The organism is Pseudacidobacterium ailaaui (assembly GCF_000688455.1).
GTDB lineage: Bacteria > Acidobacteriota > Terriglobia > Terriglobales > Acidobacteriaceae > Pseudacidobacterium > Pseudacidobacterium ailaaui.
Window position 1 is genome coordinate 1,951,807 of sequence record NZ_JIAL01000001.1, and the last position, 13,229, is coordinate 1,965,035.

The 13,229-nt window shown below is 56.2% G+C and carries 12 protein-coding genes; 4 read left to right on the forward strand and 8 right to left on the reverse strand.

Translation table 11 applies throughout. The features are described from left to right. Positions 1–2 precede the first annotated feature (2 nt). Positions 3–710, forward strand: coding sequence for a lysophospholipid acyltransferase family protein (locus N655_RS0108605; RefSeq protein ID WP_026442652.1), 708 nt, complete (start codon positions 3–5; stop codon positions 708–710). On the opposite strand, the gene N655_RS0108610 is transcribed toward N655_RS0108605, so the two are convergent. From N655_RS0108610 to rpmE, 3 genes are all read right to left on the reverse strand, one after another. Then, positions 707–2,419 carry a hypothetical protein gene (locus N655_RS0108610; protein WP_026442653.1) on the reverse strand — a complete coding sequence of 571 codons (1,713 nt, stop codon included), beginning with the start codon at positions 2,417–2,419 and terminating at the stop codon, positions 707–709. The genes N655_RS0108605 and N655_RS0108610 overlap by 4 nt on opposite strands. A gap of 173 nt (positions 2,420–2,592) precedes the next feature. Next, on the reverse strand, positions 2,593–3,702 hold the full coding sequence (gene dusB / locus N655_RS18110) for a tRNA dihydrouridine synthase DusB (protein WP_044934287.1): 1,110 nt from the start codon (positions 3,700–3,702) through the stop codon (positions 2,593–2,595). Between the two features lie 54 nt (positions 3,703–3,756). Then, complete coding sequence (rpmE, locus tag N655_RS0108620; RefSeq protein WP_026442654.1) at positions 3,757–3,978, reverse strand: 50S ribosomal protein L31; 222 nt, start codon at positions 3,976–3,978, stop codon at positions 3,757–3,759. A 640-nt stretch (positions 3,979–4,618) separates the two neighbouring features. Between rpmE and N655_RS0108630 the strand changes: the two genes are divergently transcribed. Then, on the forward strand, positions 4,619–5,545 hold the full coding sequence (locus N655_RS0108630) for a proline dehydrogenase family protein (RefSeq protein WP_081823647.1): 927 nt from the start codon (positions 4,619–4,621) through the stop codon (positions 5,543–5,545). A 6-nt stretch (positions 5,546–5,551) separates the two neighbouring features. On the opposite strand, the gene N655_RS0108635 is transcribed toward N655_RS0108630, so the two are convergent. Both N655_RS0108635 and treY read right to left on the reverse strand, forming a co-directional pair. Then, a complete protein-coding gene (locus N655_RS0108635; protein ID WP_044934289.1) occupies positions 5,552–6,043 on the reverse strand; it encodes a MarR family winged helix-turn-helix transcriptional regulator in 492 nt (163 codons plus the stop codon). A 49-nt stretch (positions 6,044–6,092) separates the two neighbouring features. Then, the gene (gene treY, locus N655_RS0108640) at positions 6,093–9,074 is read right to left on the reverse strand and encodes a malto-oligosyltrehalose synthase (protein ID WP_049961345.1); all 2,982 of its coding nucleotides are present in this window, start codon (positions 9,072–9,074) and stop codon (positions 6,093–6,095) included. 150 nt (positions 9,075–9,224) lie between these two features. Between treY and N655_RS0108645 the strand changes: the two genes are divergently transcribed. After that, positions 9,225–9,407, forward strand: a complete 183-nt coding sequence (locus N655_RS0108645; RefSeq protein WP_026442659.1) for a hypothetical protein — start codon at positions 9,225–9,227, stop codon at positions 9,405–9,407. Positions 9,408–9,452: 45 nt separating this feature from the next. Here the strand turns inward: N655_RS0108645 and N655_RS0108650 are convergent, their stop codons facing one another. Genes N655_RS0108650 through N655_RS0108660 form a run of 3 tightly spaced genes read right to left on the reverse strand, consistent with a single transcriptional unit; the run spans position 9,453 to position 10,598 of the window. Next, the gene (locus N655_RS0108650; protein ID WP_026442660.1) at positions 9,453–9,725 is read right to left on the reverse strand and encodes a hypothetical protein; all 273 of its coding nucleotides are present in this window, start codon (positions 9,723–9,725) and stop codon (positions 9,453–9,455) included. Positions 9,726–9,741: 16 nt separating this feature from the next. Continuing rightward, the gene (locus N655_RS0108655) at positions 9,742–9,975 is read right to left on the reverse strand and encodes an anti-sigma factor family protein (RefSeq protein WP_026442661.1); all 234 of its coding nucleotides are present in this window, start codon (positions 9,973–9,975) and stop codon (positions 9,742–9,744) included. Next, on the reverse strand, positions 9,972–10,598 hold the full coding sequence (locus tag N655_RS0108660; protein ID WP_026442662.1) for a sigma-70 family RNA polymerase sigma factor: 627 nt from the start codon (positions 10,596–10,598) through the stop codon (positions 9,972–9,974). Before N655_RS0108660 ends, N655_RS0108655 begins: the two co-directional genes overlap by 4 nt. Positions 10,599–10,837: 239 nt before the next feature. Here N655_RS0108660 and N655_RS18115 point away from each other — a divergent pair, with 239 nt between their 5' ends. Further along, a complete protein-coding gene (locus N655_RS18115; protein ID WP_238324610.1) occupies positions 10,838–13,207 on the forward strand; it encodes a lytic transglycosylase domain-containing protein in 2,370 nt (789 codons plus the stop codon). Positions 13,208–13,229 lie beyond the last annotated feature (22 nt).

Genomic DNA, 13,229 nt, shown 5'->3' on the forward strand with positions numbered 1-13,229 from the left:
TCATGCTTGCCACCTTTGCTGTTCTGTTTACATATCTTTTCTTTGGAATTCCTGCTGCGGTCGTCGGTCTGCCCTGGACGCTGATGTCCGGGGACATTTCCATGCTTTACCGCTGGGCCATGTGGATCGCCAGGACTGGCCTCCGGGTTGCCGGGATCCAGGTTAAAGCAGAGGGGCTGGAGCGGCTGGATCCCCGGCAGCGGTATATTTTCATGTCCAATCATGTCTCGAACCTTGATCCCCCGGTACTGCTGCCACTCATTCCCGGACGTACGTCTGTCTTTCTGAAGCGGGCATTGATGAAGATCCCGGTCCTGGGATATGCCATGCAGCTCGGCAACTTCGTTCCCGTAGACCGCGACGGGCGCGTGGAGAGCGCAAAGCAAAGCGTGGAAAAGGGAAGAGAAGTGCTTGCCTCAGGGTTACATATGACCACCTTTGTCGAGGGGACGCGCTCTCCGGATGGCCGCTTGCTTCCTTTCAAGAAAGGGCCGTTCTATCTTGCCATGGAGGCGGGTGTTCCCGTAGTGCCGGTTTCGATTTCCGGAACAGAAAGCATGATGAAAAAGGGAAGCATCCGCATCACTCCGGGGACAGCGCGAGTGGTCTTTCATCCGCCACTCTGGCCGAAGGAATATACCTCGCGTGAAGATTTGATGGCCGCCGTTCGAGCAGCCATTGCCTCCGGACTGCCGGAATGGATGCGCTAGGGCGGCGGGGGCGGTGTGGTCCGGGCCACAATTTTTTGATTTGGGTTGGGCCACGCTAGGTCCGACGAATAGGTGATGAGATTCTGTGCAGGAGTGTCAGGCCTTAGCAGCCAAACCCTGCGTCCGGGAAAGGCTTGGATCAGCTTTCTGTCATTGTCAGGATCCATGCTGCGCGCCCAGAGGATGCGCTGGCTGTTCAGGTCAGCGCCGTTATAGACCCATTCCTGCACACCAGGATGGTCGAGTGAATACTGCACCAGACACAAATGCTTGCCCGGGTAGTGCTGCAAAAGATGTTCCACCTTCTGCCTTTCCATCGAGGCATAGCGAGGTTCCGCAGGCAGCGGGCTTTTCATCCAGTTTTCGTAGAAGATGTTGGCAGTGAGCAGAAGCTGGGCCAGCACCCATCCCCGTACAAGGTCAGTGCCATGCCAGCAACGGACCTGGATTCTACGCAAAGTAAACAACCCTAGTGCAATCAGAGTAAGAAAGACGGCCGCGGCAGGCGCTCCATATTGAGGGTAAGGATACCAGGCCATCAGCGCCAGCACAGTCAGAAAGCCTGCAAAGGAGAATGCAAGCGAGGCGAAGGGCGAGTGCTTACGGACCGCGGCAACAAGGCCCAGCAGCAGCAGGAGACCATTTCCGGCAAAGAAAACGCGGTAATAGGCCTTTACTTTTAACCGCAGAAACTGCATCGGATGGCGGGTGACCATGCGATAGGTGCTCATCTCCCAATGGGTGTAGAAATTTCGCATGGAGTCATGGTGATAGACAGGAACGGGCCGTGGGCGCGAGAAAATGAAGGGTCCTGTGATGTGGTACTGCTCATAGTTCACTACGTAAGGAAAAAGCAGAGGGTGGCCAGTCCCGCGCCAGTTGTAGTAACAGAGCCAGCCAAAGGTGAACAGGAGCATGAGCAATGGTGTTGCGACAAGCCTGATGAGGGCCTTCCATCCTGTGCGGCGGAGCATCCACAGCAGCGGCAGCAAAGCCGGAAGCGAGACCATGCAACCCTCATACGGCCGGGTCAGGAGGAAGGTGCACAGCCCGATGCCGAGCGGAAGCGTAGAAGCAGCCGTGCGGTGGTGATAGATTCGGGGGATACTGCCGATGACGAGCGCCCCGGCAGCCGCCGTCAGTCCGAGGCAAAAATAATTGTCAAACCAGTGGTTCCAGTCCAGGCAAACACTCATTGCGATGAGCGCAGCTGCCAGCCCGTACTGTCGAGGCAGCCATCCGGAGACGGCCCAATCCACTAGAGCGCAAAAAAGCGCAGAGGTGAGCAGCACTGCGATCCATGGGGACCCCAGGAGCTGCCCTACGGCAAGCGCCAGGCCTGTTCCAGGTAGATACATGGACTGATAGGAGGGCCAGACGTTTACATGGAAGGTCTCAAATGCCGCGGGCACCGGCGGTGGAGGATTGGTGAGGCGTCCATGCGCGAAGGTGTCCGCTGCGAGAAGGTAGCTGAATTCATCATGCAGCAAAGGTGTCGGGAGAGGCTCAACCGGCAGCAGTGCCAGACGGACCAGGATGGCTGCGGCAAAAATCATCCAGAAGCAAAGTGCAGGACGCCGGCTGATAGATTTCAGAGCAGTTTCCATTCGGCTGGCAAGACAAAGCCAGGCCTTCCAGCGGGATGCGACCAACGCCATGCCGACGACAAAGGCCTCAAGCAGGAGATAATGCAGGGACGACTGAAACATTAAACAAACATCTCCGGCAAACAGTTCTTGAGGGAGCGAGGAAAATCGCCCTTCCGTGCGCCAGAGCACATGCGTTCGGATGCCGGATGCGCACTTAGAAAAGACGCAAAGACTGCCTGTAGCGTTTAGATGCAGAGAGGTTGCGAAGCACGAAGGGGGAAAAAGAATCGCTGTCAGGAAGCGAGCGCGGTCATCTGAGGCTCGAAAAAGCGCTCGACGGCGGAAAGAATGGCTTCGCCGCTCCGTGACTCGTAGATCGATTTGCGCAGGGAGGCCCCACCTGGAACTCCATGAGTAAACCAGGAGGCGAATTGCTTCATCTTGCCCACTGTTTCCGGATGGCTTTCCTCAAGTAGCATCTGGAAGTAGGTGCGAATCATCCGATAGCGATCAAAGACGGTAGGTACATCGTAGTGCCCGGTTGCTGTGTACTGGGCAATCTGGCGGAAAATCCAGGGGTTGGATGGGGCCGCACGGCCAATCATGACTGCATTGCACCCGGTTTGGGCCACCAGGGCGCAGGCATCTTCCGGAGTGCGGACATCTCCATTGCCAATCACAGGAATACGGACGGCATCCTTGACTTGGGCGATGTATTCCCAGCGGGCCTGTCCGGAGTACCCCTGTTCACGCGTGCGCGCATGGAGGGCCACGGCCTGGAGACCGCATCCTTCGGCCATACGGGCCAGTTCCACGCAAATGATGTTGGAGTCGTTCCATCCCAGGCGGAATTTCACCGTAAATGGGATGGACACAGCGGCGCGAACTGCCGTGAAGATCCTTTCAATCAGGGGAAGATCGCGCAGAAGTCCACTGCCGCCATTGCAGGAAACCACGCGCTTGGCAGGACAGCCCAGGTTCAGATCGACCATGTCAAAACCAGTGTCCTGTACGATACGGGCTGCGTCGGCCAAGGTCTCCGGATTTGAGCCGAACAACTGCGCAGAAATAGGATGTTCGTCCTCGTAAAAAGTCAGATAGCGCTTGCGTTTGGACTCACGCATCCGAGTAAGACCGTCCGCCGAGGTGAACTCGGTCATGATCAGTCCACAGCCTGATTGCTGATTGGTGATCTCGGATTCTACGGACGTCCCCGGGGCGGCCTGAGAGGAAAAGACGCTGGCATTGCGGATGAAGCGGCGAAATACAGTGTCTGTGACGCCAGCCATGGGGGCAAGAACGGTAGCCGGGGCCACCGTAATCGCGCCTATCTGTACAGACGCAGGAACCCGCACGCCTGGCGGCATGGTGTGTTCGCGCGGATTGTCCCAGTGTTTCTGCATAGCAAAGCCTCCGGCAAGCGGAGGCTTTTGTGTCTTGTAAACTCTTCGTTTTGTTTACTTTGCTGAAGTCTCCGCTTTGGCGTACTTGCGGCGGAAGCGCTCCACGCGACCGGCTGTATCCACCAGCTTCTGTTTGCCTGTAAAGAAAGGATGGCAATTGGAGCAGATTTCGAGGTGGATATCTCCCTTATGGGTCGAGCGCGTGGTAAAGCTGTGCCCACAGGCACAAACTACACGGATTTCCTGATAATTTGGATGAATTCCTGGCTTTGGCATGATTCGAAAAACCTTTCCCTGCAAACTCTTATTTTACGGGGAGAACATAAATTCCGCAAATAGGCAAGATCCACACCCCGAGGCGTGGAATCTCTGCCAAAGCCGGGAGTAAAACCATAAGTTCAGGATGCCAGGGCGATCACCTCGGGCTCTTGGGCAGCCATTCGTCCCGCCCGTCGAGGCACAAGATGGATTCCGGTACCCGAGTCTTTTTGAATCACGAAGTGCTCCGAGCAGGTCCCGCAAAGCCAGTAATGTTCCAGGCGCCGCGGTGCATCCGGGGTTTCTTCGGTAACATCAAAAACGAAAATCCGCCCCTCCCGCAGGTAATGAAGCGGCTTTGCGCACTCAGGATTTGCGCAATTGTTGACCATGATTTCATCTCCCCAAACATTCCTGCGCGTCACCGTGCTTGCGCGGGAGCAATTGAGCCTTTGGACTGGCTGGAGAGGTCTTTTCTCCAACGGACTGCAGACTTCTTACAAAAAGTGTGATGCCCGCAGGTTACAGGCGGGTTTGTTCATGGATAAAAATCTGAGAAAATCCGTCCCGGTCCTTCAAAGACAAAGCCCGGAAGCTGGCGCAGGGCCAATTGGATGGCTGTGAGAGAATAGAAAGTTCGTCTGAACGCCAGAAAGATATGCCGATTCTTCGTTCTGCTTTTATTGCTCTTTCCCAGAATGCCTCTCTCAGAAAGTTCGCCGAGCAGTCAGAAATGGGTCGCCGGATGTCCTCGCGTTTTGTTGCAGGCATGGAGATCCAGGACGTTGTGCGTGCCGCCAAGGAATTGGCGGACCTGGGGATCGCTTCCACATTGGACAGCCTGGGGGAAAACGTAACGACCCCGGGGGAGGCGCGGCGCTCGGGTGAGGTGTACCACCGGCTGCTGGACGCCATCGAGAGCCAGAAGCTGAATGCCAATGTGAGCCTGAAACTCACGCAGATGGGAATGGACCTTGATCCCGGGCTGGCGGAAGAAATTGTGGCTGAGCTGGTACAACATGCGGTCGCTGCCAATACCTTTGTCCGGGTGGATATGGAAGGCAGCCAGTACACGCAGGCAACCATCGACATGGTCCGCAGGATCCATGCCCTCCCGGGCAATCGAGGCCATGTGGGAGTCGTGATTCAGGCTTATCTTTACCGCAGCGCGCAGGACATTCGGACGCTGACCGGGGAGGGCATCCGCATCCGCCTTTGTAAAGGGGCCTACAAGGAGCCTGCGAGCCTTGCTTTTCCGGAAAAGAAGGACGTGGATGCAAACTTTGTAAAGCTGATGCAGCTTTTGCTGACCAGCGGGCTGTATCACGGGATCGCCACGCATGATGAGCAGATGATTGCCGCTACAAAGCAGTTTGTCCGCGAGCACGGGCTGGACCCCAGGTCTTTCGAGTTCCAGATGCTGTATGGCATCCGCCGGGACCTGCAGCGGTCGCTGGTGAAGGAAGGCTTTCCGATGCGGGTATACGTTCCTTTCGGTACCGAGTGGTATCCCTATTTCATGCGCCGACTGGCGGAACGTCCTGCAAATGCGCTGTTTATCGCCAAAAATCTGTTCAAGAAATAAAAAGGATCAGGCCTGAACGGAGTCCTTTGCGGAAAGTGGAGCGCGAATCTCTTCCAGCATAGAGATCAGCTCTCCAAGTTTTTCTTTGTTCAAGCCCTGCAGGACCTCTTTCGCATGGTTGCATACCACGGGGTCTAACTCTTCCAGCAGGTCCATCCCCCGCGGCGAGATGCGTGTGTAAATGACCCGACGGTCTTTGGGGTCCCGCTTTCGGCGCACGAGCCGCATTTTCTGCAGGCGAGTCAGCAACCGGGTGATGTCGGGGTCACTGCTAATCAGACGTTCCCCGATGTCTGAACATCGCAGGCCTCCATTTCCGGCACCACGCAGAATACGCAGTACGTTGTATTGCGTAGGAGTAATGCCTAAGGGTTTCAGCGTCTGCTGAAGGTGATACTGGATCCGGTCGGCCGTCCTGAGAATGTTGAGCACCGCTTCTTCTTCCTGGCTGGCGAAGGGGCGGGACTGCTTGATTTCTGCCTGAAGAGTGCTGCCCATACATGCCTTTATAAATCAATGAAGACCAGGGGCGCCCCTAAACCGTGATTTACAGTCCTTGCGCCGACCTGCTGCGGAGTACGACTACCGGAAACTGCGTGAAGATCTCGCGTAAACGCAAGATGTTTTCCTCAGTGTGGACCTCTTCACCGGTAAACACATTGATAAATGCAGCAGGTGTATGATCGGGCAGCCTGATTTGCGCTTTCCCCCACGCATCCTTCAGCGGCAGGCTGCTTCGCATCTGCATCATGGAGCAGGCAAAGCGAGGAACAACAGCAAGAACCGCCTGCTGCGTACTCCTGTCCAGTCGGAGAAAGGCAATCGCATTTTCCTGCCGGTCCAGTTCAATCTCCAGAGGGAGATAGTCTCCACGGCGGAAAAGGGAATGGAGTTCGTTCCTGACAGAGAGGGCGCGGTGCATGGTCCACAGCTTGATACGGCCATCCGGCAAGTTCCGCAATACGTCGGCGCAAACAGCGGCAGGGCCTTCGCTTTCCGCCTGCTGAAGCAATTGCTCCAATGCCTTCATGCGCTGGGCAAAATCGACGGGACGCCGGTTGTCGGGGTCCACAAGAGTAAGGTCCCACAATTCAGAACCCTGGTAGAAGTCCGGAACTCCGGGCGAGCATACTTTCAGGACCACTTGTGCAAGGGAATTCAGTGCGCCAAAGAACTGCACGGGAGGCAGGAAAGACAGGAGCGTGTGAACAAACCGTGTCTCCTGCATACGGCCCTGAGGCAGCAGAATGGTTTCAAGAAACTTATGCACAGCATCCAGATACTCGGGGTCCGGGTTGGTCCAACTGACATTGACCTTGGCTTCGCTGAGGGCCTTGGTGCAGTATTCCTTGATGCGGTCAAGAAATTGCTTTCTGTCCTCGGTGGTTTCCATACGCCAGGGCCATGCACCCACGATCGTCTGGTAAATCAGATACTCTTCGTTTGTGTCGGGAGCCACGCGGCCATCCGGAAGCTTTTGTTTGTGCGCAGCGTTCATGCGCATCCAGCGCCGCACCATCGAGGCCCACTGCGAGGGCATTTCTGACAAGACATTCAGACGGTTGCGCACATCTTCGCTTCGCTTGGTGTCATGCGTAGATGTGGTCAGCATGGAATCAGGGGACTTTTGCAGCCGTTCCAGGTTGGCGGCGTGAAAAAGCTCAGGACTGAGGCCAAAGGCTTTGATGGAGCTGCCAACTTCATTCGAGGAAACAAAGCGCGTATAAACATAAAATGCGGTATCCTCTACTCCTTTGGCCATGACAGGTCCGGTGAGCTGCTGGAACTTCAAAGCAAAGTGCAGCCGCGCCGGATATTTTTCATCTTCATGGTCGCCCAGCCGGAGCGTGCTTTCCAGAAAATCAAAGGCCGACTCTGCCACATCAGGGTTGCGATGTTTGGCGCGTTCGATGGCCTGATGAATGAAGGCGAGGTCGCGCTCTGTATACTGGCCGCGGTCGTCAATGTATGTGCGGTATACCGGGAAACAGGCAATGGTTTCGCGAATGACGCGCTCCAGAATGCTCTCCGTATAATCTCTGGCGCGGCGGTCGCTCGCAGCCAGATGGTCCAGCAGGTTGGTCAGGACATAAATCTCGCTGGAAAGGGAGGTCTGCATGACCTTGAGCTTGCAGCGGTAGATCAGCTCGTCAGGGTCGATTTCTTTGCCCACAATCCTGGCGTAGAGCGTCGTGAATTTGGCTGCGTTGCGCGGTTCGATAAAAACCTGATTGGCAAGGTGGAGAAAGTCGTAACCGGTCGTGCCTCGCACCGGCCATTCCTGCGGGAGGACTTCGCGCGGTTCCAGGATTTTTTCAACGACGGTATAGAGAGGGCCTTGACTGCGCGTCCAGTCATAGCCGCGCAGGGCCTCTCGCAGTTCTACCTCCAGGCCGCTGGCAGTAAGCTCGCCCTGAGGTTCGGGACCGAAACACTGACCGGCAATGCAAAGCAGTTGCAGGCGGATCAGGTACTGACGGGGATTGAACATACCATCGCAATGATCAATCCGCAGGCCCGTGACTTCTCCAGTAGCGATCATGCGTCTCACCAGACGGTGGGTCGCCGCAAAACAGGAGGGGTCTTCCTGGCGAAGACCAACCAGGTCATTGACATCAAAAAAACGGCGGTAATTGATTTCTTCCGACGAGACACGCCAGTAGGCAAGTCGATAGGGCTGCATCTCCAGCAGGGCATGGAGGTGGTCAAAGCTGCGTGGGTCTCCCTCCACGCCATTCACCCGCTCGATGGCGCGCAGGATGACAGGCCGGATTTCATCCGAACCCAGGGCCTTCAAAAGACGGGGCTTGAGCTCGCGTAGCTGCTGCTGCCGCTGTGCGATCAATCCTGCATCTGAGGAGTCATTTGGAGGGATGTGCGCTAGTTCCTGCAAAAGATCGCGAAACCATCCGGGCACGCCGTCCCTTTGGTCTTCCTCTTCAGGAAAAAGTATGGGGATCGAACGTGGAGCAAGAGGAAAAGAATGGTCATAGTAGGTGACCTTGAGGAGTCCATCCTGCATGGCGACCTGTATTTTTTTACTCTCCAGCTCTTCTCCATACTGGTTGCCTAAAACAGGGATCAGAAGCTTTCCGCGCATGTCAGGACGGATGGGGTCCCAGTCAATATCGAAAAAAGTGGCATATTCAGAGGTGCGGCCGTTTTCCAGCACGTCCTGCCACCATGCCGACTCGTTTCCTACGCCCATGTGGTTCGGCACGATGTCCAGCAGCAGCCCCATCCCATACTCCCGCAGAAGGGCGCTCATGCGATGGAAGCCTTCTTCCCCTCCCAGCATCTGGTTGATGCGGTCATGCCGGGTCACATCATAGCCGTGGGTGCTTCCGCTGCGGGCTTCAAAGATGGGTGACGAATACAGATCACTGATGCCCAGATTTTTGAGATAGGGCAGAATGCCTTCGACGTCCTTAAATTGAAAGCCGGAGTGCATCTGGACGCGGTAGGTGGATTTCGGCACGCGCGCGTCCCGATGCACCATATCAAAAATGCAATCCTGTACTTTCGACATAAGTTTTTCTGGGTGTAGCGATGAATACTGCCGTTAGGATGCAGAAAGAGGAAGATGAGTTGATTGATGTTCTCTGATTGCGGCGCACTTTACGAAACTTGTACACTCCGCTCACAATAGAAAGGAAGACTTAAGAAATGAGGAACACCGATGCCCCTTTCCGGAGAAGCCATCCGATTGATGAACTACATTGATGATGTAACGGTTACGCTGCGGCGACTGCTGTCTCTGGCCCAGACGCTTCCTCCGGAGGAGCGCAAACGCGTCGGTGAATACCTGAAAAATGCCCAGCCCAATATCAATACGGTGATTCAGGCCCTGGAAGGAAAGTAGATTTCCCTCGCTTCAAGCGAGGCGAAGATGTTCTCCATAAGACTTTTATTGTGCGGCCGCGGCAGGTTGTGCTTCTACAGCCGGTTGCGGCGGCAGCAGGGAAACTTCTTCTGAGATGCTCATGCCAGCGCGGCGCAATAACTGCGCGACAACGGCCTTGTTCAGGCGTGTAGCATCGTACTCCACACGGATGGTCTTCTGGTCTTCTTTTAACTGGATGCGGCGGATGCCATAGACTTCGCTCATGTTGCCAAGAGCGAACATTGCGGCCTCGGAAGGATGCTGTTCGTAGCGAAAGAGAACGTCAACCGTGGTCATACACTCATGATAGCAGTTAGCACTTTTTGCATTTGGCCAGAATGGCCTTCTGTAAGCGCTGGCGCAGATCGTTGGGGAGCTCGTAGAGTTCGTGGCTGCGGTAGATTTCAATGGTCTTGCGCGTCGTGTTCAGGGTGACCACACAGTGTTCACAACCGCGCAGATGTTCTTCCAGTTCAGCGCGCAACGAAGCCGAGACCCGGTCTTCGATCAGGTCATCCAACATCGCAATAAACTCTGTGCAGGTCACTTTGCACCATCCCTTTTGTTTTTGCGGAAATAACGGCTCAGCCGTTCCCGCAACTGCAACCGCGCCCGCAACAAGCGCGATTTTACCGCCGGGACACTCAGTCCCAGCGTTTCTGCGGTCTCTTCTGTCGAGAGGCCTTCAACGTCTCGTAGCACAAACACCACTCTGAATCCCGGAGGAAGTCCCTGAATGGTCTTGCGCAGAATCTCAGCCAGCTCCGATTGGCTGTATTGCTGCTCCGGGTCTGGTCCCCAGTCGGCCAGATCGCGGGGCATGGACCCTTCGTCTGTTTCTACATCCTCGTCAATGGAAACCATACGTCCGGTGCGCCGCTTGCGCAGACGCATCAGGGCTTCGTTTACAGCAATGCGTACCAGCCACGTATAAAACTTCGAGTTTCCCTGGAACTGGTCCAGTTTCTCGTAGGCCTTTAAAAAGGCGTCCTGCACTACATCTTCGGCGTCCTCGCGGTTCTGGGTGATGTGCTGGGCAATCCGGAAGACCTGGCGGTCATATTGTTTCACCAGCTTCTCGAACGCCTCGACATCTCCTTCCCGCGCCCGGTTGACGAGCAGAACGTCCGGGTGGACCTCTTCGGTCCCTTGTGTTTGGATGTCTGGCATGACAGATGGCTTCAGGAACTTCGACCTTTCCTAACCGGAGCGTTGCGGCAAAGAAGAATGCACAGGCCCCAAGACTCCTTTTCTATAGTAAATGCGTGGAAAGAAAAGGGCCAAAAGCACGGCAGCAAAGCAGCATCATTTGCGAATAAGGAACGCCTTGAATCTCCTTCGATAACACTGCGCAACATTTGCCTCCATTTCGTCTTAGCATGAATACAGGCGGAAGAATGCAGAGGTTCGTGAAAGAGGGAGTTGCAGGCTGGTTGCGGATTGGGATGCTGATGGTCCTTGCTGTTCTGGTGTCCGGAACATGCTGGCCCCAGACGGCTTCATCCTCCACCCATAAGAAACATAAGGCCACGGCAACCGCCCCGCGGTCTGGCAAACACGGTGCGAGCCATGTGGTGCGCAAGACAACAAGCCCCGCGCGGAGCAAACACACTCCACACCGAAGACGGCGGCCTCTCTCTGCGCGGGCCAGGGCCAAGAGCCACAAGCTGCAACAGGCGTTCGTGGCTTCGTCCCAGCTTCGGCCCATGGCACAGCAACTGGCGGTGATGCGCACTCCTGCGGCATATGCTGGTGTAACGGCCTATGCGCGTGCGCACACCGGTGAAGCATCGGCTGCGGCATACATTGCGCTGGGCCATGCTTATCTGCTCGACCACAGATATCCGGAAGCAGTGCAGGCCTTCCGTCAGGCCAATCTCCAGGGCAATGCACTGGATGATTACGCCGATTACCTTGAAGCGCAGGCCGACCTGCAATCCAACAATTTGCCCCAGGCGGAAACGATCCTGAGCGGCTTTGCGCAGAAGCACCCAGACAGTATCTTTGTTCCCAGCATTCCGGTACTTCAAGCGAACCTTTTCCTGCAGGAGGGGGACCCTCAGGCAGCGCTGCGGGTCCTGAACGCTCACCAGAGTGAGGCGATTGCCAATCATGCTGACTATCAACTGGCCCTGGCGAAGGCGTATCAGATGGCGGGCCGGTCTACGGAAGCGGCCCAGATGTTTCGCAGGGTCTTTCTGGGCTTTCCTCTGAGTAACGAAGCAGCCATTGCCAAGACGCAGCTTTCCGCGATGGGTGCGACCTCCTCACTTACGGTGGAGGAGCGCAGCCGCCACGCCGATGCTCTCTACAAGGCTGGCCGCTTCAGCGATGCGGCGGAAGAATATCGCGCCCTGGCCCAGGACCCCGCAGTGACCGACGGCCTGAAGGACGCCCTGCTGGTTGCGGCCGCGCACTGCGACTACAAACTCAAGCGTCTGAATAAGGAAGAGCTGGACCACATACCGGACAGTCAAGACGAAACGGGAGCGCGCCGCATGTATCTGCTGGTGGAGTATGCTCGCGACAAAGACGACGGGGAGACGCAGCGCAACCTCGTTTTGCAGATGGAGCAGCGCTTTCCGCAAAGCCCGTGGCTGGCAGAAGCCCTCTATTCCAGCGGCAATATGTATCTGCTGCGCAAGGACTATCCCACGGCCATTGCATACTATGGCGAGCTGGCACGGCGCTTCCCACGCCATCCTTATGCTCCCAGCGCACACTGGCGTGCGGCCTGGCTCAACTATCGTATCCGACAATATTCTGAAGCTGCGCGGCTGATGGACGAGCAGATTGCGGTCTATCACGGGGGAAAAGAGATTCCTTCGGCCCTTTACTGGCGCGGCCGCATCTACCAAGACCAGGAGCGCCGGCCAGAGATGGCTGCGGCCTATTATCGGACGGTGGCGCGCGTCTATCGCCATTACTATTATGCGACCCTGGCCCAGCAGCGGCTTGAGGAGCTGGGCAGCGTAAAGTCCGCCTCGCTGGCATTTCTGGATGAGATGCACCCGGAGGCCATCCCCGAACTTTCCGATGACGTCCCCGAGGACGATCCGCATGTGGTGCGCGCGCGTCTGCTGGCCAATGCCGGATTGAACGAATATATTGCGCCGGAAATCCAGGCCGCCGATGGTAGCCAAGCATGGGGAGCTTTGGCCGAGGCCAAAATCTACGCCTCCTATGGAGAGACGTGGCGCGCCATGCGGGCGATGAAGCGGGCCGTGCCCTTTTATGCTTCCGCACCCCTGGACGCGCTGCCCATGGAATACTGGCGCATTCTCTTCCCTCAGGCCTACTGGTCTACCATCAAGGCAGAATCAGAGAAGAATGGCCTGGACCCGTATATGGTGGCATCGCTGATCCGGCAAGAGTCAGAGTTCAATCCCAATGCCATCTCGCGCGCCAATGCTTATGGGTTGATGCAGCTTCTGCCTTCGGTGGGTAGAAGCATGGCGAAGGAGGAGGGTATCCGGCATTTCACTGCCAATGATCTGCTGGACCCGGTCCTGAATATCCGCCTGGGGACCCGCTATTTACGGCAGGTACTGGACAAGTTCCATGACCAGCCGGAATACACCTTTGCTGCCTACAACGCCGGGGAAAATCGCGTGACCGACTGGCAGAGCATGGGCAGCTATAGCGGAATGGATGAATTTGTCGAATCCATTCCCTTCACAGAAACACGCGAATATGTGCAGGCCATTCTGCGTAATGAGGAAATCTACCGCGAACTGGACCATGCTATGGCCGCGCAGGCTAAATCCATTTCCAGATAGAAGAGCAGCGCCTCTTCGCCAG